23 protein-coding genes are annotated in these 23,398 nt (G+C 67.3%); 8 read left to right on the top strand and 15 right to left on the bottom strand.

The genetic code is table 11. The annotated features are described in order from the left end of the window. Positions 1-2 precede the first annotated feature (2 nt). From panD to ACIBK6_RS06305, 3 genes are read right to left on the bottom strand one after another with little or no spacing between them, the layout of a single operon-like run. A complete protein-coding gene (panD, locus tag ACIBK6_RS06315) occupies positions 3-419 on the bottom strand; it encodes an aspartate 1-decarboxylase (protein ID WP_399049221.1) in 417 nt (138 codons plus the stop codon). A 53-nt stretch (positions 420-472) separates the two neighbouring features. Next, entirely contained in the window at positions 473-994 is a 522-nt protein-coding gene (locus ACIBK6_RS06310) for a flavin reductase family protein (protein WP_399049219.1), read from the bottom strand. Next, a complete protein-coding gene (locus ACIBK6_RS06305) occupies positions 988-1,827 on the bottom strand; it encodes an acyl-CoA dehydrogenase (protein WP_399049217.1) in 840 nt (279 codons plus the stop codon). The genes ACIBK6_RS06310 and ACIBK6_RS06305 overlap by 7 nt, the downstream gene beginning before the upstream one ends. 68 nt (positions 1,828-1,895) lie before the next feature. Between ACIBK6_RS06305 and ACIBK6_RS06300 the strand changes: the two genes are divergently transcribed. Both ACIBK6_RS06300 and ACIBK6_RS06295 read left to right on the top strand, forming a co-directional pair. Continuing rightward, positions 1,896-2,057 carry a hypothetical protein gene (locus ACIBK6_RS06300; protein WP_399049215.1) on the top strand — a complete coding sequence of 54 codons (162 nt, stop codon included), beginning with the start codon at positions 1,896-1,898 and terminating at the stop codon, positions 2,055-2,057. A 583-nt stretch (positions 2,058-2,640) separates the two neighbouring features. Continuing rightward, on the top strand, positions 2,641-3,837 hold the full coding sequence (locus ACIBK6_RS06295) for a Cmx/CmrA family chloramphenicol efflux MFS transporter (RefSeq protein ID WP_399049213.1): 1,197 nt from the start codon (positions 2,641-2,643) through the stop codon (positions 3,835-3,837). A 217-nt stretch (positions 3,838-4,054) separates the two neighbouring features. Here the strand turns inward: ACIBK6_RS06295 and ACIBK6_RS06290 are convergent, their stop codons facing one another. Beyond that, positions 4,055-5,215, bottom strand: coding sequence for a 3-deoxy-7-phosphoheptulonate synthase (locus tag ACIBK6_RS06290; protein ID WP_399049211.1), 1,161 nt, complete (start codon positions 5,213-5,215; stop codon positions 4,055-4,057). A gap of 58 nt (positions 5,216-5,273) precedes the next feature. Then, positions 5,274-5,588: a chorismate mutase family protein gene (locus tag ACIBK6_RS06285; protein ID WP_399049209.1), complete on the bottom strand. Its 315-nt coding sequence runs from the start codon at positions 5,586-5,588 to the stop codon at positions 5,274-5,276. Between the two features lie 116 nt (positions 5,589-5,704). On the opposite strand from ACIBK6_RS06285, the gene ACIBK6_RS06280 reads away from it, so the two are divergent. Next, positions 5,705-6,655, top strand: coding sequence for a UDP-N-acetylmuramate dehydrogenase (locus tag ACIBK6_RS06280; RefSeq protein ID WP_399049208.1), 951 nt, complete (start codon positions 5,705-5,707; stop codon positions 6,653-6,655). Positions 6,656-7,320: 665 nt separating this feature from the next. Here the strand turns inward: ACIBK6_RS06280 and ACIBK6_RS06275 are convergent. Next, on the bottom strand, positions 7,321-7,569 hold the full coding sequence (locus tag ACIBK6_RS06275) for a hypothetical protein (RefSeq protein WP_399049207.1): 249 nt from the start codon (positions 7,567-7,569) through the stop codon (positions 7,321-7,323). Positions 7,570-7,655: 86 nt separating this feature from the next. Further along, a complete protein-coding gene (locus ACIBK6_RS06270) occupies positions 7,656-8,153 on the bottom strand; it encodes a nuclear transport factor 2 family protein (protein WP_399049205.1) in 498 nt (165 codons plus the stop codon). A 192-nt stretch (positions 8,154-8,345) separates the two neighbouring features. On the opposite strand from ACIBK6_RS06270, the gene thrS reads away from it, so the two are divergent. Then, positions 8,346-10,406 carry a threonine--tRNA ligase gene (gene thrS, locus ACIBK6_RS06265; RefSeq protein ID WP_399049204.1) on the top strand — a complete coding sequence of 687 codons (2,061 nt, stop codon included), beginning with the start codon at positions 8,346-8,348 and terminating at the stop codon, positions 10,404-10,406. Positions 10,407-10,475: 69 nt separating this feature from the next. Here thrS and ACIBK6_RS06260 read toward each other — a convergent pair whose 3' ends face one another. From ACIBK6_RS06260 to ACIBK6_RS06225, 8 genes are all read right to left on the bottom strand, one after another. Next, the gene (locus tag ACIBK6_RS06260) at positions 10,476-11,741 is read right to left on the bottom strand and encodes an MFS transporter (RefSeq protein WP_399049203.1); all 1,266 of its coding nucleotides are present in this window, start codon (positions 11,739-11,741) and stop codon (positions 10,476-10,478) included. Between the two features lie 32 nt (positions 11,742-11,773). Next, a complete protein-coding gene (locus ACIBK6_RS06255; RefSeq protein ID WP_399049201.1) occupies positions 11,774-13,081 on the bottom strand; it encodes a peptide ligase PGM1-related protein in 1,308 nt (435 codons plus the stop codon). Between the two features lie 59 nt (positions 13,082-13,140). Then, the gene (locus tag ACIBK6_RS06250; protein WP_399049199.1) at positions 13,141-14,481 is read right to left on the bottom strand and encodes a hypothetical protein; all 1,341 of its coding nucleotides are present in this window, start codon (positions 14,479-14,481) and stop codon (positions 13,141-13,143) included. Positions 14,482-14,542: 61 nt separating this feature from the next. Next, entirely contained in the window at positions 14,543-15,586 is a 1,044-nt protein-coding gene (locus tag ACIBK6_RS06245; protein WP_399049198.1) for a radical SAM protein, read from the bottom strand. 65 nt (positions 15,587-15,651) lie between these two features. Continuing rightward, on the bottom strand, positions 15,652-16,080 hold the full coding sequence (locus ACIBK6_RS06240; RefSeq protein WP_399049197.1) for a GFA family protein: 429 nt from the start codon (positions 16,078-16,080) through the stop codon (positions 15,652-15,654). A 14-nt stretch (positions 16,081-16,094) separates the two neighbouring features. Beyond that, positions 16,095-17,054: a fatty acid desaturase family protein gene (locus tag ACIBK6_RS06235; protein ID WP_399049196.1), complete on the bottom strand. Its 960-nt coding sequence runs from the start codon at positions 17,052-17,054 to the stop codon at positions 16,095-16,097. After that, entirely contained in the window at positions 17,051-18,001 is a 951-nt protein-coding gene (locus ACIBK6_RS06230; protein ID WP_399049194.1) for a 2OG-Fe dioxygenase family protein, read from the bottom strand. The genes ACIBK6_RS06235 and ACIBK6_RS06230 overlap by 4 nt, the downstream gene beginning before the upstream one ends. Before the next feature lie 76 nt (positions 18,002-18,077). Beyond that, a complete protein-coding gene (locus tag ACIBK6_RS06225) occupies positions 18,078-18,254 on the bottom strand; it encodes a hypothetical protein (RefSeq protein WP_399049193.1) in 177 nt (58 codons plus the stop codon). A 992-nt stretch (positions 18,255-19,246) separates the two neighbouring features. Here ACIBK6_RS06225 and ACIBK6_RS06220 point away from each other — a divergent pair. The 4 genes from ACIBK6_RS06220 (at position 19,247) to ACIBK6_RS06205 (ending at position 23,349) form a co-directional block, all read left to right on the top strand. Continuing rightward, positions 19,247-20,263: a LuxR C-terminal-related transcriptional regulator gene (locus tag ACIBK6_RS06220; protein WP_399049191.1), complete on the top strand. Its 1,017-nt coding sequence runs from the start codon at positions 19,247-19,249 to the stop codon at positions 20,261-20,263. Between the two features lie 354 nt (positions 20,264-20,617). Next, on the top strand, positions 20,618-20,782 hold the full coding sequence (locus tag ACIBK6_RS06215; protein ID WP_399049189.1) for a hypothetical protein: 165 nt from the start codon (positions 20,618-20,620) through the stop codon (positions 20,780-20,782). Between the two features lie 208 nt (positions 20,783-20,990). Then, positions 20,991-21,905, top strand: a complete 915-nt coding sequence (locus tag ACIBK6_RS06210) for a phytanoyl-CoA dioxygenase family protein (RefSeq protein ID WP_399049187.1) — start codon at positions 20,991-20,993, stop codon at positions 21,903-21,905. A 67-nt stretch (positions 21,906-21,972) separates the two neighbouring features. Next, positions 21,973-23,349, top strand: coding sequence for a cation:proton antiporter (locus tag ACIBK6_RS06205; RefSeq protein ID WP_399049185.1), 1,377 nt, complete (start codon positions 21,973-21,975; stop codon positions 23,347-23,349). Positions 23,350-23,398: the final 49 nt, after the last annotated feature.

Here is a 23,398-nt window from a genome sequence, read left to right as displayed (position 1 = left end):
GGTCAGTTGGCGACGAGGTCGCCGCGCTTGAGGCCCGAGCCTTCGGGCACCGCGGCCGGGTCGCCACCGAGGTCGGTGACCGCGTTGTGCTCGTCGACGAAGACGACGTGCGGGACAAAGCAGGCGGTCTCCTCGTCCGTCATGGCGGCGTACGCGATGACGATGACGCGGTCTCCGGGGCTGATGAGGCGGGCAGCGGCGCCGTTGATGCCGATGACGCCGGAGCCGGCCGGGCCCTCGATGACGTAGGTGGACAGCCGGGAACCGTTCTCGATGTCGACGATGTCGGCCTTCTCGCCGGGCAGCAGGTCCGCGGCCTTCATCAGGTCGGAGTCGATGGTCAGCGAGCCGACGTAGTGCAGGTCGGCCTGGGTGACGGTGGCGCGGTGGATCTTCGACTTCATCAGGGTGCGGTACATGGGGGTTCCTTACGTGGGATGGGTGGGTGTGTGCGGCCCTGGGCCGGTCCGGGTCAGGCGGTCGGCCAGGTGGCGTAGCGGCGCATGCCGTACAGGAGCGGCGCCGCGTCGGTCGCCGGTGTGTGGGTCTCGGTGTGCAGCACCTCGCCGATGACGATGGTGTGGTCGTCGGCCGGGATGAGGCGGGTCACGCGGCACTCGGCGGTGGCGTGGGCGTCCTGCGTCAGCATGGGAAGGCTGGTGACGGGTGCGGGCCGCCAGGGGACGGTGCCGAAGCGTTCGGCGGCCGGCCCGGCGAACGCCTCGGCAGCGCGCCGCCCGGCGCCGTGCAGGAGGTTGACGGTGAAGGCACCGCGGGCGGCGAGCACCGGCAAGGTGCTGCCGGTGTTGGCCGCCGACACCAGGAGCTGCGGCGGATCGAGGGAGAGCGAGCACAGGGCGGTGCAGGTGAAGCCGTACGGCGTGCCCTGCGCGTCGGCGGTGGTGATAACGGCGACGCCGCTGGGGTGCGAGCCCATCAGGGCCAGAAAGGCGTCGCGAGTGACTGCGTGTTCATCCTGGACCGGGATCACCATGCGAAGGCCCGGGCGTCGTAGAGGTTGACGCCGACGGCGGCCTTGCCCAGGTACTCCAGGCAGTCCTGCGGTTTGGCCGGCATCACGTGAGCGAAGGACGCCTCGCGGATCAGCCGCTCCAGGGGGTGGCTGCGGCTGACGGCAGCCGAGCCGCACAGCCGCAGCGCGTCCTGGGCGAGCTGCGGGCCGACCTCGCCCATGACGTACTTGGCGGCGTGCACCATGGCGTTGGCCTCCAGGCTGCCGCGTTGGGTGGCGACGAGGTCACCGGCCTCGTGGACCAGGGCGCGAGCGGCCCGCAGCCGGGCGGACATCCGGCCCAACTCCTGCTGCACAACGGGCGATTCGGCGCGGGCAGGGGACGCCGTGACGTGGTCGACGGTGTGCCGGAAGAGGGCTTCGGCGATGCCGAGGTAGGCGCCGGTGTAGCCCGCGATCATCCAGTGCGGTTCGCGTACGACCTTGAACAGGGACATGCCCTCGACGCCCAGGTAGAGGCGGGAGCGCGGCACCGGGACCTCGTCCAGGGTCATGGCGGCGGTGCTGGTGCCGTACATCGCGGACATGTGGTGGACGGTGCCGAAGCTGACGCCGGGGTCGTCGGCGGCGACGACGAAGTGCGAGACCTCGGCGGTGTCCTCGGTACCGTCCGCGGCGACGGCCGCGACGACGTAGTAGTCGGCGGCGCCCGCGAGTGAGACGAACGACTTCTTTCCGGTGAGGATGTAGTGGGTGCCGTCGTCGGAGAGGCGGTAACGGGTCTGTAGGCCACGGAGTTTGGCGCCCCGGCCGGCCTCGGACGGTGCAGTCTCCTCCGTGTCCGGGGGCGCCACCGGACACGGCCAGCGGACTTGCGCGGCTAACTCCCCGCCGGTCCACGGTCCCTTCAACCATTCACCGCGTGCTGCCGCACGCACAGAACGCCCTCGGCTGGGCCACGGTCGGGCTGTCCGCCGCGTTCTGCACCACCGGTGTGGTCCTCTCCCTGACCGGCCACGAGGAAGCGGGCATCGCCCTCATCGCCGCCGGATCACTGGGTGGAGGCATCAGCGTCCGGAAGTAGGGCACCGTCGCGGGCCTCTGCCGCCGGACTCACCCCGTCAGGCGGCAGAGGCCGACCTCCGCGGAGAGGCACGGCGCGCCCTCGACCGGACAGTCCAACCCGTCGAGCATCCGGGCGTTCAGCACATCTGCGGCACCAGGGTGCATCACAGCCGAGGAGTTGCACACGGGCAACGCCACCCAACTCCCCGTCGCCACAAACCCGGTGGACGCCGGCGCCCCCGCCTTACTAAGGTGTGGACCATGTCCAGTCCCGAGGCGTCAAGACGCTAGCCACCGGTCGTCCGGTGGCCTCTTGTTGTGCCGTGCTGAAGCCCCGCCTCCGCTGAGGCCGTGCTCGAATTCGTCGCACCCGCCACCTGATCACCGTCGTACGGGCTGTCCTTTCCCCGGATTCCGCTTCGCTGTCGCCACTTCGTGGTGACGGTCGCGAAGCCGTGCCCGGGTTCCTTCACGCGGTTGTCCCCCGCGCGCCCGCCCTGGTCGGCTGCTCCTCGCGCCGCGCCGTCGCGGTGCCGTCGCGGTGCCGTCGCGGCCTGCCGCGTCCTCGTCATCCAACCGCGACGTGGTTGTGGAGTTTTGTCGTGCCAATCGCTATCTACATGCTCGGACTTGCGGTCTTCGCCCAGGGGACATCCGAGTTCATGCTGTCCGGCCTGGTGCCGGACAGCGCCAGTGATCTGAATGTGTCCATCCCGGCCACCGGAGCCCTGACCTCGGCCTTCGCCGTGGGAATGATCGTCGGAGCGCCACTGATGGCGATCCTCAGCCTGCGGTGGTCCAGGCGACGGGCCCTGCTCGCCTTCCTGATCGCCTTCATGGTCGTCCATGTCGTCGGAGCGATCACCACCAACTTCGACGTTCTGCTCGTGAGCCGTGGCGTCGGAGCGCTGGCCAACGCCGGATTCCTCGCCGTCGGTCTCGCGACGGCGACCAGCATGGTCGAGCCCAACGCCAAGGGACGGGCCATCTCCGTGCTCCTCAGCGGTGTCACCATCGCCTGTGTCGCCGGGGTGCCCGCAGGCGCCGTGCTGGGTCAACTGTGGGGCTGGCGCTCCGCGTTCTGGGCCGTGGCCCTCGTCTGCGTACCCGTCATCTTCGCGATCGTACGATCGGTGCCGGGGCCCGCGCCAGCGGTGTCGTCCGCACCGGACGAGCTCGCGCCCAGCGCGCGCCGCGAACTGCGGTCCCTGCGCAGCCCGCGGCTGCTCGTCACGCTGACCCTGGGCGCCCTGGTGAACGCCGCGACGTTCTGCACGTTCACCTACCTGGCTCCCGTTGTCACCAACATCAGTGGTTTCAGCGAGAGTTGGGTGCCCGCCGTGCTGGCGCTCTTCGGACTCGGGTCGTTCGCGGGCGTGACCATCGGAGGCCGCATGTCGGACGCACGGCCCATGCGGCTCCTCGTTCCCGGGGGTCTCGCCCTGCTCGTCGGCTGGACGCTGTTCACGGCCACCGCGGGCAACATGGTGGCGGCGTTCCTGCTCGTCTTCGTCCAGGGGACGCTGTCGTTCGCCGTCGGATCGACCCTCATCACCCAGGCGCTGTACGCGGCGACCGAAGCCCCCTCCCTGGGCGGGTCGTTCGCGACCGCGGCCCTCAACGTGGGAGCGGCCCTCGGCCCCTCCATCGGCGGCATCACCATCGGAGCTGGCTTCGGCTACCGCTCCCCGCTGTGGGTGAGTGCCCTGCTGGTCGCGCTGGCGTTCATCACGGCAGGACTGGCCCAGGCAGTGCGGCGGGCCAGGGTGAGCCCCGCGGAGAAGGTGTTCGTCTCCTAGCGCCCGCGCAGTCCGGCCGCTTCCTCCGTCCGCCCCCGGGACCTCTTCCGGGGGCGGACCTCGTCCGCGTACGGGCACAGGGAAATGCCGCGTCCGCATGGGGGCCGGACGCGGCATCTCTTCGTCTGCCGAGGATCGGTCGGTCTCCGGAAGATCGGTCCAGGGAGGGGCGGTCTCCGGGGGATCGGTCTACCGAGGAGTTACGCGGGCTTCGCGGCTACAAGAGGGCGACAAAGCTGGAGATCACCTCGGCCGACTGCTCGGGATTCAGCCGGGGGTCGCAGCTGGAGCGGTAGTCGGTGAAGTCCATGTCGTCCACGTGCGCGGGAAGGCACTCGGTCACCGGGTCGGGGGTGAGTTCGAGATGCAGGCCCGCGGGCCACTGACGCAGGGACCGCAGCACCCGCACGAAGGAGGTCACCTCCTGAAGGACCTCGGCGACCGCTCTGGTCTTGACGCCGGACCGGATCTGCCCGTTGCCGTGCATGGGATCGCACATCCAGACGACCGGCGTGCCGGACCTCGCCACCTCTTCGACAACGGGCGGCAGGACACGGTCCACCTCGTGCGCACCGGCGCGGACGATGAACGTCAGCCGGCCTGCGATGCCCTCCGGGTTCAGGAGCCTGCTCAGCTCGGCAGCCTCTGACGGTGCCATCGAGGGGCCGATCTTCACGCCGATCGGATTGTTCACCGTGCGGGCCAGTTCAAGGTGTGCGCCGCCCAGGTTGCGGGTGCGCTCACCGATCCAGCCGAAGTGGGTGGAGCCCGCGTAGTCGCCGCGGACACCCGCGCGAACGAGGGGGCTCTCGTACGGCATGAGCAGCAGCTCGTGCGAAGCGAAGACCCGTTCCGTCAGCGGCCGGCCCGACCACGACCTGCGGAGTCCGCCGAGCGTCAGCGCGGCACACTCGTAGGCGGTGATCAGCCGACGCGGGTCGGCGACGCGCCGCCACGGGTCCGGGGCCGGGTCGTTCACGGCGTCGCCCCGGTAGGTCAGCAGGCGCTCTCCCTTCGCCGACTTCTCGAAGGGAGAGGAGCGTGGCTTGGCGTACTGGCCCGCCATCCTGCCGATGGCCACGGTGGGCAGTCGTGCCCCGGCACGCATGCCCGCGGCGAGGCCCTGAAGGTGGTCGGCCCGCTGCCGGACGCGTTCGGGTACGGCGTCTTCGAAGCGCTCGGCGCAGTCGCCGCCCTGGAGGACGAGCGCCGAGCCCTGCGCGACCAGTGCCATCCCCCGGGCGAGGTCGACGATCTCGTCCCCCGTGGTGAGGGCCGGCAGGTCGGCCAGCTCCCGTTCCGCCTGGGCGAGGGCCTCCGCGTCCGGCCAGTCCGGCTGCTGCAGGACGACTCGCTGGGCCAGTGAACGGCTGATCATGCTTCCCCCGGTTCACGCCGACGAAGGGTGACGGGGATCGCGCCCGTCGGTGAGGTGTTCATCGCGTCGCGCCATTTCCCATCACGGCGTCCTCGACCCGGCAGGTCTCGCCGATGATGAGGTCGTAGAGGCCGTCCAGGAAACCCGTGTCGATGCCGTGCGTCTCGCCGAAGCGCGCGGCCCGGCCTTTGACCAGATCTATGCGTCCCGGCTGCATCATCGGGACGTCGTACTCCGACTTGTGCCGGGCGATGCGCACACAGCAGTCGATGCGCCGCCGCAGCGCTTCGAGCAGTTCCTCGTCGATGCCGTCGAGTTCGGCCCGCAGCCGCGCCAGCCGCTCGGCGCCGTCTCGCTGGTTCGTCACGCTCATGTCGCGTACCGCTTTCGTTCGTCGCGGGTGGGAAGGGCACCGGGGAACGGCACCTTGGTGTTCGTCCGGGGAGTCGTACGGAAGGCCGGTCGCGAGGCCGGTGCTTCCCGGACTTCGTGGAACTGGCCCGCCAGTACTCCGGGACCCCGGTCTGCGTGGGCGACGGCAGCAATGTGCTGTTCAGCGACGCGGGCTGTGCGGCGCCCGTGCTGCGACTGCGCACCACGGGTGTGCGGTTCGCCCGGGAACCGCACGGCCGTGTGCTGGCCGAGGTGCAGGCGGGCCACCCGCTGTCCGGCCTGGTCGCCGCGACCATCGCCGAGGGGCTGAGCGGCATGGAGATGCTCGTGGGGATCCCCGGCACCGCCGGAGCCACGCCGGTACAGAACGTCGGCGCGTACGGTCAGGAGGTCTCCGACACCCTGGTCGAGGTGACGGCCTGGGACTGGGCGCTGGGTAGACGGGTGCGGATGAGCGCGGCGGCCTGTGGCCTGGGCCACCGCACCAGCACCTTCAAGGGATCGCGGCGCTGGACCCTGCTGACGCTGGTGTTCGCCCTGCGCCCCGCGCTGCTCAGCGCGCCGATCGCCTACCGGCAGGTGGCCGACCAGCTCGGCGTACCGGTCGGGACCCGCGTACCGATGACCGAGGCGGCTCAGGCGGTACTGACCGTGCGGCGGGGCAAGGGCATGGTGATCGAGGGTGCCGGAACCGACGGGCGATCGGCGGGCAGCGTGTTCCTCAGCCCTGAGCTCACCCCGGCCCAGGCCCGGCGCCTGCGGACACGCCGTGCCCCGGTCAACGAGTTCTCCGACGGCTCGACCCGGATCAGCGCGAGCTGGCTGATCAAGGACGCGGGCTTCGCCCTGGGCAGCCGGGTCGTGGACGGCATACGCATCTCGTCACAGCAGTACACCCTGGTCGCCGAAGGCGATGCGACCGCGGGCGGCTTTGCCGACGCCATAGGCGTGGTACTCCGCCGCACCCTGGACCGCACGGGAGTCCGCCTGATCCCGGAGATCGACTTCCTCGGCGAGTGGCAGACACCGGCGTATGACGTGCCATGAGGGACGAGGCGTACCCGCGCTTCGCTCGGGACGAGGGGGTCCGTCTCCGGAGTGCCCTCCGGGATGTGGGTTTCCACACTCACGACATACGTCACGACGACCAGCGTGGCAGGACAGGACCACGCCGCGAGGGAAAACGGCCCGTTCGCGAGCGCCCTTGCTTCCGCAACGCGGCTCTCCTGTCACACAAGCGCATGCATCCCACGGAACCGCTCCGAGAGGTCATCGCACCTCAACAGACCGCCTCGGCGACCGCGTGCCCCAGCCCTGCCCTCCAGACCAGAAGACCCCGGTCAACAACGGTGCAACTCGGGCCGCCCCAAGCTCCATCGGAGCCCCCATTTTCGCAGGTCAGACAACACACCCGCCCCGCAGCACCCGTTGATTCCCAAGCTTAGAGCGCGGGTTCGATTCCCCCGTCACTCGCTCCACAGAGAAACCCCAGGTCGGCGGCCTGGGGTTATTTGTTGTCTAGACCAATTTCTGGGCGCGTGCCATTCGCGTGCCACAAGAGGCCGATTACCGCAGCGAATTGGGGTGCGCAAGCCCTGTTTCGGACCGACGACATCCGCGACTCACCCGCCCTCGCCGTCGCCCAACGGCTCCACGAACTCGGCGCCAGGGTCACAGTCACCGGATGACTGGCGCGCCGCTGGCTGGAGCCATCAGGCTCTGGGCCGCCCCTGATTCCCGTCATACAGCCGGCACGAGACACTCGCCTCCTCCCCCTCCCGTACGAACGGGTCGACGCGGTCGATCAGCAGGGTCGGCGAGCCGCGCATGCCCCATCGCACCGCCTCGTCCTCGTCGTGCACCGCGCGCCAGACCACCGTTACGTCATTGCGGCCGGTGAGCACCTTGGCCAGCCGCTCGCGCAATACCTCGCCCGTCGGGCAATCGGGCACCACCAGCACTGGGCCTCCGCCAACTTGAAGTCACAGGCAAGAACCTACGCACCCTTCTTCCACAACCAGCTGACACCGAACAGCACTAGGGCCTGTCACGCCTCCTCAGGCACACCGCCCGCCGCCCACACCTCCTCATGGAGGTGCACGATTCGCCAGTCGGTGGCGCTCCGTCGCAGTACAGCCGTGTTGCGCACGAGTTCGGGCCGCAGCGGGGTGTCGTCGTCGGCAGGGGCATAGTCAACGCGGAGCCAGTAGCGCACGAGCGCCATGTGTCCGCAGACGTCGATCACGGGGGCGTACGCCTCGTACGAGGAAACCTCCGGCTCTCCCTGGGAGTCGGCGCGCTCGGCGCGGAGCCGGTCGAGGTCCTGCTTGCCGGCCAACATGGTCTCCGACTCCGAGTGCCACATCGTCGCCGCCGGGTCCAGCTGTTCGTCGACCTGGCCCTGTTCACCCGCTCCGTGCGCCGCGTACAACCCAGTGATCACCGCCCACACGGCGTCCGCATCCACCTGTCCGGAACCGGAAACGCCGAAAGCGGCCAGGGTGGAGTCGGGCTGTGCGGAACCGCGCGAGGCGTGTGCGGGCATGGGATGGCCTCCGAGCGCTGCCAAGGAAACGGGAAGAGGAAATGCCTGGTCAGGGACCATAGACACGTATGAGGTGTGACCCTAACTCGTGCCCGAGCAGAGGGATGTGGGCTGGGCAACATTCCCGTTTCTCCCATCTGCGGGCGCGGATAGCATCGCCAGGAACAGCAATTTCCGCTTGAGGAGCTCTCCGTGTCGCAACCAGGTGCCGACCAGTCCGTGATCCCGTCCAGCGTGACGGTGCCGGCCGGGACTACCGCCGGTGCCGCGCTCCGTGACGCGGGAATCCTTCCGAAGGGTGCGAAGGCAGTCGTCGTCGTACGCGACGACCAGGGCCGGTTGCGTGATCTCTCGTGGGCCCCGGAGGCCGACACGGAGGTCGGCCTCGTCACCGCTGACAGTGCGGACGGCCGCATGGTCATCCGGCACTCCTGCGCACATGTGCTGGCCCAGGCCGTGCAGCAGGAATTCCCCGAGGCGAAGCTGGGTATCGGCCCGCCGGTCAAGGACGGCTTCTACTACGACTTCCAGGTCGACCGCCCCTTCACCCCCGAGGATCTGGTGGCGCTGGAGAAGCGCATGAAGCAGATCATCAAGGGGTCGCAGCGATTCTCCCGCCGCGTCCTGGACTCGGTGGAGGCCGCCAAGGCCGAGCTGGCCTCCGAGCCGTTCAAGCTGGAGCTCGTCGATATCAAGAGCGACGTCGACGATGCCGAGGTGATGGAGGTCGGCGGCGGTGAACTGACCATCTACGACAACGTCGACCCGCGCAGCGGCGAGACGGTGTGGGGCGACCTGTGCCGTGGTCCGCACGCGCCGACCACGAAGCACATCCCGGCGTTCAAGCTGATGCGCACCGCGGCCGCCTACTGGCGGGGCGACCAGAACAACCAGCAATTGCAGCGCGTCTACGGCACCGCCTGGGAGTCGCAGGAAGCCCTCGACGCCCACCTGGAACTGCTCGCCGAGGCCGAGCGGCGCGACCACCGCAAGCTCGGGACTGAACTGGACCTCTTCTCCTTCCCCGACGAGATCGGTTCCGGCCTGGCCGTGTTCCATCCCAAGGGCGGCATCATCCGGATGGAGATGGAGGACTACTCCAGGAAGCGGCACATCGCGGCCGGGTACTCGTTCGTCAACTCGCCCCACATCGCCAAGGGCAACCTGTTCCAGACCTCCGGGCACCTCGACTGGTACCGCGACGGCATGTACCCGTCCATGCACCTCGACGAGGAACTCGACGCGGACGGCAACGTGCGCAAGCCCGGCCAGGACTACTACCTCAAGCCGATGAACTGCCCGTTCCACGACTTGATCTTCCGCTCGCGCGGTCGGTCCTACCGTGAACTGCCGCTCAGGATGTTCGAGTTCGGCTCCGTCTACCGTTACGAGAAGTCCGGCACGATCCACGGACTCACCCGGGTCCGCGGCCTCACCCAGGACGACGCGCACATCTTCTGCACCGCCGACCAGGTCCAGGACGAGCTCAAGTCCCTCCTGAACTTCGTCCTCGACCTGCTGCGCGACTTCGGACTGGACGACTTCTACCTGGAGCTGTCCACCCGTAACGACGAGAAGTACGTCGGATCCGACGAGATCTGGGAGACGGCCACAGCGGCTCTGCGTACCGCGGCCGAGGAGTCCGGCCTGGAGCTGGTTCCCGACCCGGGCGGCGCCGCCTTCTACGGTCCGAAGATCTCCGTGCAGGCCCGGGACGCCCTCGGCCGCACCTGGCAGATGTCCACCATCCAGCTGGACTTCAACCTGCCGAAGGCATTCGACCTCGAGTACTCCGCTGCCGACGGCACGCGACAGCGACCGGTGATGATCCACCGCGTGCTGTTCGGCTCCCTGGAGCGGTTCTTCGGCGTACTCACCGAGCACTACGCGGGCGCGTTCCCGGCCTGGCTGTCGCCGGTCCAGGTGGTCGGCATCCCGATCTCCGATGCGCAGATTCCGCACCTGCGTCAGGTGGAACAGGCTCTGCGGCTCAAGGGACTGCGCGCCGAGCTGGACGTCTCGGACGACCGCATGCAGAAGAAGATCCGCAACCACACCACGCAGAAGGTCCCGTTCATGCTGCTCGCCGGCGCCAAGGACACGGAGGCGGGGGCGGTCTCCTTCCGGTTCCGCGACGGCAGCCAGGTCAACGGCGTACCGGTGGACAAGGCCGTGGAAACCATCGCCGACTGGGTCGCCCGCCGCGAGAACGCCTCACCCACTGCGGAGCTGTTCCCCGGCCTCCAGGGCTGACAGCACCCCGAACGCGCTGTGGCCGTACCGTCATGGCGGTACGGCCACAGCGCGTGGGTGAGTTCCCGATCAGGTCGCTTCCGACGGCGCGGACGCGACAACCGCGACGGGCTCATCGCGGACCGATCCCCCGGCCCGGTCGTTCGCCGGCACCACGAAGCTCCGCACTCCTGGCACTGCCGCGGTCCCGACGCAGGCGCCGCCGACCAGCAGTGCGGAGACGGTCAGCGTGACCCCCGGCCCCCATGCCCGCGCGGCCACCGGAGCGAGAACGTAGCCGACGGGCATCGCTCCCAGCGACATCAGCCAGTCGTAGGAAACGACCCGGGCCAGGGCATGCGCGGGCACCGTGTTCTGCACCATGGCCTCCCACACCGGGCCCAGAAATCCGAGCCCGGCCATCCCGACGCCGTACGCCACGATGACCACCGGCGCGGGCGCGGGGACAGCTAGCATCGCCAGCGGGAGCGCGTAGAGCGCCGCCGCCAGGTTGCCCGCAAGCACGGGGCGCCGTACCCGCACTCGGCCGGCCAGCAGGGCACCTGCCAGGACACCGACCGATCCGCTCTGGAGCACGGCGACCCAGATACCTTCTCCGCCCAGCGACTGGACTGCGATCGCGGGGCCGAGGACCATGAACACCGCCGCCGTGAAGTTCCACAGGCCGTGCGCGATCAGGCTGGTCCAGTACCAGTCACGACTGCGTACCTCCGCCCAGCCTTCCAGCAGATCGGCTCGGAACGAACGCTTCGGCGGCGCCACGTGCTGCACCCTGATCGACAGGAGCAGCACCGCACTGGCGGCGAAGGTCACGGCATCGAGCACGAAGGCCCAGCCGGGCCCGGTAGTCCAGATCAGCAGCCCGGCGAGAGCCGGTCCGCCAAGCCGCGCGATGCTGCCCGCCGTGCCGAGCAGGGAGTTGGCCCGCTGCCTCTCCTCGGCCGCAATGGTTCCGCTGACCAGAGGAGACAGGGCCGGGACAGCGAACGCGGACGCGGCTCCGCCGACGGCCTCGGAGACCGCGATGAGCCCTACCGACGGTTCGCTGCGCAGCAGTTGGGCCCCGGCGAGGAGCTGCGTCACGCAGCGGATGACATCCGTTCCCATCGCTACCGTACGGGCGTTGAAGCGGTCGGCGATGACGCCACCGACCGGCAGCAGGACAATTTTGGGCACCATCGCGCAGGCAAGTACGAGAGCGAGAGCCGATACGGACCCGGTGGCTCTGAGCAGCGCGAGGGCCAGGGCCGCGGGAATCACAGCATCGCCGATGAGCGAGAGAAAGCGGCCCAGAATCAGCCGGCGGAAGGCAGGTTGGCGCAGCGGAGTCGCCACGTCAGTCCCCGTCCCGCGAGCCAGGGCACGTCTCATGCCATGGCCTCCCGCAGCTTCGCCTCTATCTCACGTACGCGGTCCCGTGACGCGCCGACGACCAGGCACTCCATGTTGTTGGTCAGCAAGGGATCGCAGGCCAGGACGAGCACGCCCTCCTGCGATGCGCGGCTGAAATGGAGATCTCGCTCGCCCAGGACACGCAGCACATCGCTCAACGAGGCCGGCGGCACATCTCGCAGCGTGGAGATCACATGGGTGTCGGCGTACCGCTCGCCGATGAGCCGCTCGCAGATGTTGTGCGCGACCAGGCCGCCGCCCCACCGTGCGTTCACCTCGTTGAAGAGCAGCTCGCCGGTGTCGGTGGCGATGGCGTCGATATTGATGTGTCCCCGGTAGCCGATCTCCGCCACGAGGGTGGCCAGCCGCAGGGAGAGGTTCAGTGCGTTCGCCGACAGGTACGGGGGTAGTTCGGCCGGGATGTCCAGGCCGATCCACACGAGCTCCGTCGACGTGGGGTCGCTGTCCGGACGGACCCTGATCCTGCCGCTGTTCAGGAACGTGGGAACGCCGTCCCCGCCGATGACGTACTCAAGATAGAACTGGTGCGTGGCCGTGTGGTAGCTCTCCACGACGAGCCCATGGCTCAACCCGTCTGTCAGTGACTCCCACACCTCGGCTGCCAGTGCGGGAATGTCCTCGCCGACGTGCCGCGTCTCGCGCGAGCCGGGCAGCGGGGTCGCCTCGCCCCGGGTGAGCGTGAGGTTCCCCAGGCCGCCCGCGCCGTCGTCCTGCTTCACGATGACTGTTCCGGTACGCGGCAGGTGCTTCTCGATGGCCCTGGCCAGCGCTTGCGGTGTCCGTACCACTGAGCCGTCGGGAAGCGGGAGGCCCGCGCCGGCCGCCAGCTGACGGAAGTGGGTCTTCCGGTTCAGGAAGTCGGAACCGCGCTGTGCGGCGAAGTCGAGTCCTGCACGGGACTCGATACCGATGAGGGCAGCCAGTTCGGCTACGCCTTCCGTCCAGAAGCACGGCATCAGTTGCCATGAGGAGCCATCGCCGACCAACTCCGCCAATTCCTTGAGGAGTTCCTCGGACAGCAGCAACTCATCGGTGACGATCCGGTCCCGACCGAGGACCGTGACGGTGGCGGCGTCGAACCCCAACGCGCCGCCCAGGTACCGAAGGAAGTCCTCGTCGACACTGACCGGGCTGACCAGGATGTCGCCCTCTTCAGCGAACCAGGCATGGCGCCACCCCGATCTCGTGATCGGATGGGTGCTCGAAGCACGGTCGCCGAGTGCGTGCTCCGTACCCACGTTCAAGATAATGATCTTCGGCATGTATCAGGTCGCTCTTCTCGTGTTCTTCGGTAGGGGAGCAAGGCCGGGTGCCCGTGCGGTCATTCGTCTTCCGGCTCGAAGAAATCGACCGTCGGCAGCGGAGAACGACCGGTCTCGTTCCAGCCGACGTTCAACATCCTGCTGCGCAGGAGCGGGGGGCGTTCGGTCTGCACGAGTACGAGGTCGGGGTCGACTTCGCGCAGGAGCCTGCCCTGCATCGCATATGTCGCGAACTTCCGTACGACGACGTCCGCGAGGGTCTTGTCGTCAGGCTCGGGCAGCCCTTCGTAATAGGAGCCGGGGCGCCACAAGCCCCGCATGATGGCGACTTCTGCCTGGATGTCCCGCTGCCTGAAGTGATCGAACGGGGCGGCGAGCACGGACGCGCAGACGTCCTGGCACTCCGTGGAGGGCGCCATGGCTGACAGACGCCGCACCACGACGGTGCCCTTGCGCACAACGCGGGGGTGGGTGCCCGGCGATCCGGGCACTTCCTCGGTCAGATAGCTCTCCACTGCGGCGATGAGCTGCTCCCTGCGCGCATCCAGCACCACTCGGTCGAGGTTCACCGGCGCGGGGACGCCGTGCCACAGATAGTCGTCCTCGTCCGTGTCCCCTATGAGCGTGCGGAGTTCGAACTCGACGCCCGTACCCTCCAGACCGCGGAAGAGGTCACGCAGACGGCCCGCCAAGCGGCTCAGGACGCTTCCGTGCATGTGGTCACGGAGGTAGAGCTCCGGGTGGCTTCCCGAGATCCGGGTGAAGTCGACGGGCGGACACACGAAGAGGGCCAGCCGGATCTTCCCGTCTCGCTCGACGCTCCTGAGGAGGCTCCTCGTCCTCTCTGCCGTGGGCGACAGGTGCGAGGCGTCCCACGCGGCCAGCACGAGCATCGCGGCCGCGACCCGCTCGTACGTCTTGGCCGCGTGCCCGGGGTACTCAGCTGCCAGGCTCTTGGCCAGCTCGCCCACCACCTCGAACCGGACGGTGAACTCTTCGACCGCGTCATGCAGCCTGCGTGAGACCTTCTTGAGGCGTTTGCCGCTCACCGCGAGCCGGATCGACTGCTCCCCGTTGAAAACGACGGACATGAAGCGGTCGAGATAGGTACGCAGCAGGAAGTGCGCGTACTCAGGAAGCGACTCCCCACTCCGCGAGGCCGGGGGGAGGCCGCCGAAGAGCGCCGGCTCCGTCGACGGGTCGGTCAGCACCGTCTCGATGACCTCGCACGCCTCATCAACACGCTGTGCCAGGAGGGTCCGGGTGGCCGCGAGGGCATCTCCGATGCCCGGGATTCTCGGGACCTCGCTGCTCGGACAGGGCCGGGTGGGCAAGGAATGTCGTCCGGTGTTGAGTTCTTCGCTGACGAGCACGCTGTAGAACGCCGTCTCCGTGATCATCGCCAGGCACGCTCCCCCGCAAAGGCGCTACGGGCGGCGTCTGGCGCCTTGGGTGCGCGAGTCACGCCGCATCGCTCCGTCGCGCGATCCGCAGCTTGTCGGCAGCGGAGCCGTATCGGCGGTCGAGCAGGCGGGTGACGCGTGCCCAGTCGTCAAGGTTCCGGATGGAGTTCCGCTGTTCCGACACGAAGGGGTCGTTGCGCCACGCGAGAGCCCGGCTCCACAGGACGTCGAGGGGCTCCTCCAGCACATTGCCCACCTTGGCCTCGTAGTTGGTGACCGCCCTGAGCTGTCCGTCCGCCTCGATGTGTGCGATGGTCTCGCCCTCGGCGCTGAGCGGAGAGGTTGGGAGGAACAACCGGGCGTCCGTCACGGAGACGTGGGCGCCGTTCCTCGCGTACGACGCGAGTTCGGCCTCCGATTCGCTGAGCTCCACCAGCTGTTCGTCGCTGAGGAGCTCGCGCGAGGCGAACTTCTCCTCCTGGGCGAGCCCTTCGGGAATCACCGCACCGAAGGTGACGTAGTCGACCTCGGGGAAGCGGGATGTCACCTGCTCGACGAACTGCTCCTTGCCCTCCCAGCCACTGCGCGTGACCGTGTACTCGACTCCCAGCCGATAGCAGCTCTCGCCGCGCTCCCTGCGCTCCTTCTTGATGCGGTTCAAGTGCTCCAGCGACGCCATGGACTTGCGGAAGGAGCCGGCACGTCCACGGATGAGGTCGTGGACCTCCTCGCTCGCGCCGTCGACGCTGACCGCGACGCCGGTCACGGAGTCGGAGAGCCGGTTGGCTATCGCCTCGTTCATCAGCCAGCCGCTGGTGAAGATCGTGGTCGGTACCCCGGCCGCGGTGAGGCGCCGCGTGGCCTCCTCCCACCACGGTGCGAGCAGCGGCTCGCCACCGCCGATCGAGAGACGCTTCGGCCGGGCGTTGATGATCACGTCAACGACTTTCAGCGCATCCTGACGGCGAAGCATGCTCGCCGGCCGCCGACCGGACTCGGACAGGCAGTGCAGGCAACGCAGGGGACAGGCATAGGTGAGATCCCAGACAAACCGCTCGATCGGGGTCGTGTCCTGCGTCTCGGGTGATTCGAGTGATTCCATGACGGATTCCATGACGTCTCGCAAAGTCTTCTTGATTCGGATGCGGAATGAGCGCAGCAACAGCACTATTCGGTCAGGACGTGCTTCCCGGCAGCGATACTCTCTTCCCAGTTCTGCCCATCGAACTCGACGTATTCAATCTCTTCGGAAGCAGCCAGGTCGAGGCAGCGGGCATTGACACTGAAGAACCCGGTGGGGTGAGAGCGCGGCCGATAGAAAGGCATGATCCCGCAGACGGAACAGAAGGTGTGATCTGCAATCTTGTTGCCGAACCGGTACGGCTTCAGGAATTCCTGCCCCTGGTGCAGCTGGAACCGCTCTTCCGGAACCATGAGCTCCTGATGTCCCGACATGAAGCAGATCCCGCAGTTGCACAGGGTGACGGTAGGATTTCGGCTGGCGGCTGCCGAGAACTTCACTCCGCCACAATGACACTGCCCGTCGTACCAGACACGTTCAATGGTCTCGATTTCGGGCGTCGCCGCTTCGGACATGGCAATGATCCCGTTCAGTTGTGAATCTTATCGCCCGTCGCGCGTTCGCTGCTTTCGGGCGCTTCCAAGGGGCTCTGATCCTTCGAGCTGATGGCTTTTACCATCTTCACGTGGAAGCCCAGGTAGGACCGCTCCTGAATGGGGTGCGGAACGGGCATGGCCTTGTGAAGGCGGTGCAGATTGAGCGTCGCGACAGCCGGGTAACGGTGGTGCTCCGCATGGTAATTCGCATTCCACAACAGGAATCGTGCCATGCTGTTCGAGCGGACGGTCCTCGTGTTGCGGGTAACGTCCGGGGAACCAAACAGCCCGTAATGCTCCGGTAGCGCAAGGAAGATGATCGCGGGCCCCGAAAAGTACAGCGGAAGCCAGTACGCAAAGAGGAGCACACGCGGGAAGAACAAGGTCAGGACGACCGCCAGTGCCAACCAGCACGCGATGACCAGGTTGTCCCGCCGGGCCTCGGAGCAACGTTGGTCGTTGTTGACGCTTTCCGGGAAATTTCCCCTCCACGCCTCGGCCAAGCCCGCGAACGTGTGGCGCCAAAGGGAGATGCCGGTCAGCGCGTAGAGGTAGGCCGGCACATTGGCATAGGTCCTGTTGGATTCGGTGTCCCCCTCGACGCCCGTGAAGCGGTGGTGCACGAGGTGCTGATAGCGGTAGACGCTGAAGTTGACCAGCACCGGCGTGGACCACACCGCACCCATGACGCGGTTGCCTCGCTTCGAAGGCAGGTGCGAGCGGTGTACGCAGTCATGGGCCGCGTTGAGGAATCCGGCCAGCACCATGCCCAGAAGGATTGACGTGAGGACGGCTGCCGCGTACCCGAAGCCGAAGCGAAGGGAGATGGCCGTACCGGCGGCGTACACGACGAGAATGAAGAGCGTCCGTATCGCGACGCGCCGCCGACTCGCTTTGGCCAATTGGCGCAACAGATCTTTCCCGAGACGGGGCTCATTGGCGGTCTCGTTCATCGCTCCACGCCCCCTGCGGCAGGCGCCCCGGCTGCCACAAGGATCTTTTCCTCCAGAGGCAGCGGCAGATCAACCGCCATGGGGAGTCCAGCATGGGCCCCGAGAGAGTCGTACGGATGCGAGATGTGCCCCTCCATCACCGGCTTGCGGGTGAAGAAGATGAGCATGTCCCGTGTTGCGGGCAGTCGCTTGTCGACGGCCGAGACCGGGGACAGGCTGTGCTTCCGCTCGTGGTCGACCACGATCATGGTGTCGAGGAAATGGCGGTGCTGGCACCGGCCCAGGGCCAGCCCGGGGTCCGTGCCATTCCACCGGGTCCCGTTCTTCTCCTCCATGGCGTGGAGGAAGGTGACAGCGCTGTCGGCCGTCATGTTCCGGCTGCCGAGGAAGGTCGTCATCGTGTGGTCCACACCGTCGCTGTGGACACCCTCAAGAGCAGGCTCCCCCTGGAGGTCGGGGGTGCTGATCGTCCTCAGATTGAACAGCGTGCATATCCACTCGGCGCTGTCGTAGTCCAGCTTCGGGCGGCGATCGGTGCTCAGCCCCCGGAAGATCAGCGACTTGAAGACCAGGAGCGCCTGTAGCGCGGAGTTCAGCTGCAGGTCGTTTCCGATCTCCTCGAAGATCCTCGTCTGGCCGGAGTCATGCCGTACGAAGTCCTCCTCCGCGGAGAGCGCGAAGGGCTGGAATTCGAGCCGATAGGCGCGGGAGTTGTCGAAGTCGAAGCAGAAGCGCCCATTCTTGGATTCCCGGAAGGGCAGGGTCGGATCCTTGGGCAGATCATCGCTCACCAGCTTGATCTTCTCCAGGTCCTCGGCCGAAGCCCCGAGCGCCTTGAGGATTTCGACCATCCGGTCGCCCTCGATGAAGACCGAGCGCTCTCTGGCGTATCGCTCTCTGATCTCCATGATTTCCGACATCGCGTCATTGAATGTGGCGTCGTTCATGCGGTCAACCTTTGGCGAACGTGGTGATTGGTAGTCCGTGCGGTGTGGGAGTGCGCTCCGATCGGCCCCAGGTCAACTACTGCCAGCCGGTGGTTTCCTGGACGGCTGGGGCGGTGGCCTGCCAGCCGGTGGTCTGGGGGGCTGCGACGGTGGTGGTGTGGCCGGTGGTCGGGGTGCCGGTGGTGGCCTGGAAGGCGCAGGAGGCGAGGAAGACCGCGGCGAGGGTCTTGGCGGAGCGGCGGGCGAAAGACATGACAACTCCTGTGCGCTGTGCGAAGTTCTCGGGCGTCCGGATCCGGGATGGTCGAGTCCCTCTGGCTGGTTCCGGTCGGGCGGGTGATCTGTGAGCTGGCCCGTGGTGCCCGTGAGCAGCACTCTTCCCCAGCCGGTCGCGCGCTGTCATCGATCTGAGCTGTCCGGATCCGGCGGTGGCATAAGCAGTCCACCTCTTCACGGCATGCCCAACAACCGCTCGTAGAAGGGCGCCACGAGAGGCGCTTGGCAGGAGGCGATCGACACCCCCGCCAGTCGGGGATGCCGCTTGAGGGCTCTGCACACCACGTCGCACGCGGTCTGCTCCGCCTCCTCCACAGAGGGGGCCGTCACAAAGACACCGAGCACGGGACGGTCGCCGACATGGACGATCGCGTGATCAAGCCGCTCACCATTACTGGCACACGACATAAGAAACGAAGAAAAATCGGACTCAACACGTCCATAGGGATCATTTAGGGATACGTGGACAAGGTGCATACCAAGCAGCATCAAGGAGTGGCATTCCGTCCACCAGGGTGGCGAGCGGCCGCATGCGGACGAGGACGGAAGAGGACTTGCGCAGTTCGCCCACGCGGGCGGCGGGGCGCCGACCGCCGCGTCGCGAGCGATGCACGGTCCCCCCAATTCCCTTACCCCGCAGTTAAGTTCAGCCCGCCAATGACGCTGCGATGCGAACGCGCACGCCCCGGCCTGCATTAGTTGCCAACTAAATCACTTCCCCTTGCCGAGCCAGTTCGGGGAAGCCGTTGAGAACGGAGCTCTCATGCAATCAGGCTGTGACGCGCGGCACTTACGGAGCGTCCGGCGCTCGGCACACAACCGGGGAAGCCCAACCGCCCTCTGGCTCCGGGAAGTGAGGCCTGCCATGCAGGCACACGACCGGGGAAGCCGCTGCTCGTCATGTATTCTCAGCTCACTTAATACCGGTGCGCAATTTGGCACCGTTGCACTGAAAGAAACGGGGGAGATATGCCAGAAACACTGGGCATGGAAGAGGTGACCGAGCTCGTATACCGAACGATGCTCGCCCACCCCAGTGAAGAATTTACCCGAATAAGGGAAATCACTGGTCTTCCCGAGAGCGAGCTTCGGGTCCAATTGGGCCGGCTCAGCCAGTTGGCCCTCGTCCGCCCCTCGTCCGACGATCCCAACCGGATGCACGTCGTCTCCCCGCAGATCGGCATGAAGGTCCTCCTGGCCGAACGCCAGGCCGAGCTCGCCGCCGCTCAACAGCAGCTGGAGAACGCCAAGTTCGCGGCCGAGAAGATCATCGCGGAGTTCTCCCGGGTCCAGGACAGCGGCAACGGGGACGTCGAGAAGCTGTACGCCCTCGACGAGATCCGGGACCGGATCCGCATGCTGTGCTCCGAAGTGCGTGAGGAGATCATGGCTTTCACGCCTGACGGCGCACAGACGGCCGAAAACATGGAAGCGGCAAAGCCCCAGGATGCCGAGCTGCTCGGGCGTGGCGTCAAGATGCGCACCGTCTACCTGGACAGCCTCCGCAACAATCCGCCCACCATCGCCTACGCCAACTGGCTGGCAGAGATGGGCGGCCAGGTCCGTACGGTCCCCTCGCTTCCCATCCGCATGCTGATCATGGATCGCACCACGGCCCTGATCCCTGTCACCCGCGACGACAGTTCCATGGGGGCCGTCATCCTGCGCGGTGACGGAATACTCGCGGCCATGTGCGGGCTCTTCGAGGCAACATGGGAGCGAGCCACCCCACTCGTCACCAAAAGGGTGCACGAGCGCGACGACCGGGGCCTGACCAGCGCGGAGGCCGAAGTCCTGCGGCTGCTCGCCAAAGGCCACACGGACGAGTTCATCGCCAAGCGTGTGGGCGTCTCCTCGCGTACCGTCCGTCGCATCGCAGCCGATCTGATGGAAAAGCTGGACGCTCGCAGCCGATTCCAGGCAGGTGCGCAAGCCGCCCTGTACGGCTGGATCACCGCGGACGAAAGCGCTCCGGCACCCGTTTAGCAGCATGGGGCGGACGCCCGCAGACCCAGAACGCTGACCTCCAGGGGGACTTGGCTCCCGCCCAGAGGCCGGGCCGCACGGAGGGAACAACTCCGAGCGGCCCGGCCTCTGCGTGTCTGCGTGTCTGCGGCCACGACACACGGCTCCGGTCCGGTGGCGGGGTGGACTGCTTATGCCACCGCCGGATCCGGACAGCTCAGATCGATGACAGCGCGCGACCGGCTGGGGAAGAGTGCTGCTCACGGGCACCACGGGCCAGCTCACAGACCATCCGCCCGACCGGAACCAGCCAGAGGGACTCGACCATCCCGGATCCGGACGCCCGAGAACTTCGCACAGCGCACAGGAGTTGTCATGTCTTTCGCCCGCCGCTCCGCCAAGACCCTCGCCGCGGTCTTCCTCGCCTCCTGCGCCTTCCAGGCCACCACCGGCACCCCGACCACCGGCCACACCACCACCGTCGCAGCCCCCCAGACCACCGGCTGGCAGGCCACCGCCTACACCACTGGCTGGCAGTAGGAAGCGGGCCGCGCTCCTTCGGCCCCTTGCATCACGCAGTACATCGCTCCACCCGGCCGCCTTTCCCCGGCCCGCCGCTCTCCGGATCCGAACCGATGCTCCGGCCACCGATTCCCGCGGCCCCTCGCCACCGAGTCGCTCCCTCTCATCCGCGCGCCGCACAGCGCGCACCCATACACGCACAAATCCACCACAGTGGGGGTTACCCATGTCCGAGTTCGACACCGCAGCCGTACTCAACGAGTACGAGAAGAACGGTTTTGCAATTCTCCGGAACGTCCTCGACCCGGAACTCATCGCAGAGGCACGGGAACACGTCGAGTGGCTCGGCCGTCGGTACCCGCACCTGCGGCCGGAGGAATACCACCACCCGCTGATGCGCAACGACGCCTTCTGGGTACGCCTTGTCACCGACGAGCGCCTGGTCGACATCGCCGAACTGATCCTCGGCCCCGACCTGGCTTGTTTCACCTCGCACTATGTCTGCAAGCCCCCGCGCGACGGCCGACCGGTTCTCTGGCACCAGGACGGCGCCTACTGGAAGCTGCAGCCGATGCGGGCACTCACCGTGTGGGCCGCGATCGACGAGTCCACCACCGAGAACGGCTGCCTGCGGATCGTTCCGGGCAGCCATGAACTGCCCATCCACGCCCCGTCGGTGCGTACCGACGTGGCCAACATGCTCTACTCCGAGACCCGCGAGGAAATCGTCCGCGACTGGGTGGAGAAGGCGGGCGTGGTCGACATCGAGCTCCAGCCCGGCGACGTTTCCATCCACCACCCGAACATCCTGCACTGCTCCGAGGCCAATACCTCCGAGAAGCGGCGCTGCGGCCTGGACATCGGCTACATCTCCACCTCGACGCTCGTCGCGAACGAGGGCCTCTACCTGGACCCGATGCTGGTCCGCGGCCAGGCCGGCTCGGCGGCCAACCAATACCGCGAGTACCCGGCTTACTCGCCCGAGGAGTCGATCGCGTTCCGCGGCCACGAGGAGTGGAACGCCAAGGTCGCCGAGATCAACGAGCGCGGCGGCTTCGCCGAGCCTTCCTCTCAGGAGACCCCGCTGGAGACCACTCGTCGCATGGTGCGGCGTCTGGAAGCGGGAACCGTCAGCCGCTGAGCTGACCTCTGAGGTCCTCTCCTTCAAGCCCACACCCCTCAGTGAAAGATCCGAGGTAGTCGGACCGATGCACGACCCGAAAATGCAACTCCTTCTAGCAGTGACCGCGGCCCTGTGTGTCATCGTGCTGGCAGCCCAGGTGTTCGGGCGCCTCGCCACCAAGATCGGTCAGCCGGCGGTCGTGGGAGAGATGGTCTCAGGCATTGTGCTGGGACCCACCGTGCTCGGCGCACTCGCACCCGACTTCAGCGGCTACGTCTTCTCCGCCACGGCCAAACCCACGCTCTATGTGGTTGCGATGATCGGGCTCTGTCTGTACATGTTCCTGGTCGGACTTGAGCATGAGTACCACCCAACCACCCGCAAAGACGCGGTACTTCCGGTGGTCTTGTCCATCGCCGGCGTGGTGGTCCCACTGATCGTCGGCGCGGCGGCCGCGTGGTACATCGCCGGCGACTACCGCCCGTCCAGTGTCAGTCTGCCGCTGTTCATGCTGTTCGTCGGTGGTGCGCTCTCCCTGACTGCCTTCCCGATGCTCGCCCGGGCACTCCAGGAGCGAGACATGATGCGCACGCACTTCGGCGGTGTCGCCGTTCGGGCGGCCGCGATCGACGATGCTGCGGCATGGTGTGTGCTCGCCGTGGTGAGCGCCCTTGCCATCCACGGTGACTGGCTGGCCGCGTGGCAGACCATCGTTCCCGCAATCGTGTTCATGGTGGCGGCCTTCGTTGTGCTGCCGAAGGTGTTCCGTGCCCCGATGGAGAAGGCCGTACTTTCCGGGCAGGTCAGCGACGGGCTCGTCGCGGGACTCTTGGCGCTGGTGCTGGCGGCCGGCTGGTTCACCGACTACATCGGCATCTATTCCGTCTTCGGCGGATTCATCTGCGGCATGGCGCTGCCTCGTGTGCCGGGCTTCGCGCCCCTGCTGAACATCCGACTGATGCAGGCCGTCCGATGCCTGTTCCTGCCGGTGTTCTTCGCCTATTCCGGGCTCAACACCGATCTCACAGGCGCGCTGAGCAGCGACTACGTATGGGCACTGCTGGTGCTGCTCATCGCCGGCTTCACCTCGAAGTTCCTCTCCGCCCTGTCCGTCCTCCGCTCCTTCCGCTGGGGATGGGGCGAGTCGGTGGCGATGGGCGGACTGATGAATGCCCGAGGGCTGATGATCCTGATCTTCATCAATATCGGACTCTCGCTTGGGCTGATCGAGAAGCAGCTGTTCTCGATCCTGGTGCTGATCGCCGTCCTCACCACGGGTCTTGCCATGCCGCTCTACCGGCTCCACTTCAAGCCGGCCCGAGAGGAAGCCGCACGTCTGGAATTGGCGGCCAAGACCAACTCCCCTGGAATGAAACCGACTTCGGACATCCACGCGTCGGCCGCTCCTTCCGAGGTGCTGGTCCGTACGGAGGCCCTCGTCGGCGCGCACGGCGGTTCCTGAACGCCCGTCGACCACCGCGCCTGCCGGGGCGTGCCTCAGGAACGTCCCG

Source organism: Streptomyces sp. NPDC050485 (genome assembly GCF_044458185.1).
GTDB lineage: Bacteria > Actinomycetota > Actinomycetes > Streptomycetales > Streptomycetaceae > Streptomyces.
Note: the sequence above shows the minus strand (reverse complement) of the source record. Positions and strands in the feature narration are given on the sequence as shown.

Excerpts from the sequence above, each read along its gene's own strand:
- panD (WP_399049221.1), bottom strand. The coding sequence starts at position 419 with ATGTACCGCACCCTGATGAAGTCGAAGATCCACCGCGCCACCGTCACC.
- ACIBK6_RS06310 (WP_399049219.1), bottom strand. The coding sequence starts at position 994 with ATGGTGATCCCGGTCCAGGATGAACACGCAGTCACTCGCGACGCCTTT.
- ACIBK6_RS06290 (WP_399049211.1), bottom strand. The coding sequence starts at position 5,215 with ATGATCAGCCGTTCACTGGCCCAGCGAGTCGTCCTGCAGCAGCCGGAC.
- ACIBK6_RS06285 (WP_399049209.1), bottom strand. The coding sequence starts at position 5,588 with ATGAGCGTGACGAACCAGCGAGACGGCGCCGAGCGGCTGGCGCGGCTG.
- ACIBK6_RS06270 (WP_399049205.1), bottom strand. The coding sequence starts at position 8,153 with ATGCCCGCACACGCCTCGCGCGGTTCCGCACAGCCCGACTCCACCCTG.
- ACIBK6_RS06255 (WP_399049201.1), bottom strand. The coding sequence starts at position 13,081 with ATGCCGAAGATCATTATCTTGAACGTGGGTACGGAGCACGCACTCGGC.
- ACIBK6_RS06250 (WP_399049199.1), bottom strand. The coding sequence starts at position 14,481 with ATGATCACGGAGACGGCGTTCTACAGCGTGCTCGTCAGCGAAGAACTC.
- ACIBK6_RS06245 (WP_399049198.1), bottom strand. The coding sequence starts at position 15,586 with ATGGAATCACTCGAATCACCCGAGACGCAGGACACGACCCCGATCGAG.
- ACIBK6_RS06240 (WP_399049197.1), bottom strand. The coding sequence starts at position 16,080 with ATGTCCGAAGCGGCGACGCCCGAAATCGAGACCATTGAACGTGTCTGG.
- ACIBK6_RS06235 (WP_399049196.1), bottom strand. The coding sequence starts at position 17,054 with ATGAACGAGACCGCCAATGAGCCCCGTCTCGGGAAAGATCTGTTGCGC.
- ACIBK6_RS06230 (WP_399049194.1), bottom strand. The coding sequence starts at position 18,001 with ATGAACGACGCCACATTCAATGACGCGATGTCGGAAATCATGGAGATC.
- ACIBK6_RS06225 (WP_399049193.1), bottom strand. The coding sequence starts at position 18,254 with ATGTCTTTCGCCCGCCGCTCCGCCAAGACCCTCGCCGCGGTCTTCCTC.
- ACIBK6_RS06220 (WP_399049191.1), top strand. The coding sequence starts at position 19,247 with ATGCCAGAAACACTGGGCATGGAAGAGGTGACCGAGCTCGTATACCGA.
- ACIBK6_RS06215 (WP_399049189.1), top strand. The coding sequence starts at position 20,618 with ATGTCTTTCGCCCGCCGCTCCGCCAAGACCCTCGCCGCGGTCTTCCTC.
- ACIBK6_RS06210 (WP_399049187.1), top strand. The coding sequence starts at position 20,991 with ATGTCCGAGTTCGACACCGCAGCCGTACTCAACGAGTACGAGAAGAAC.
- ACIBK6_RS06205 (WP_399049185.1), top strand. The coding sequence starts at position 21,973 with ATGCACGACCCGAAAATGCAACTCCTTCTAGCAGTGACCGCGGCCCTG.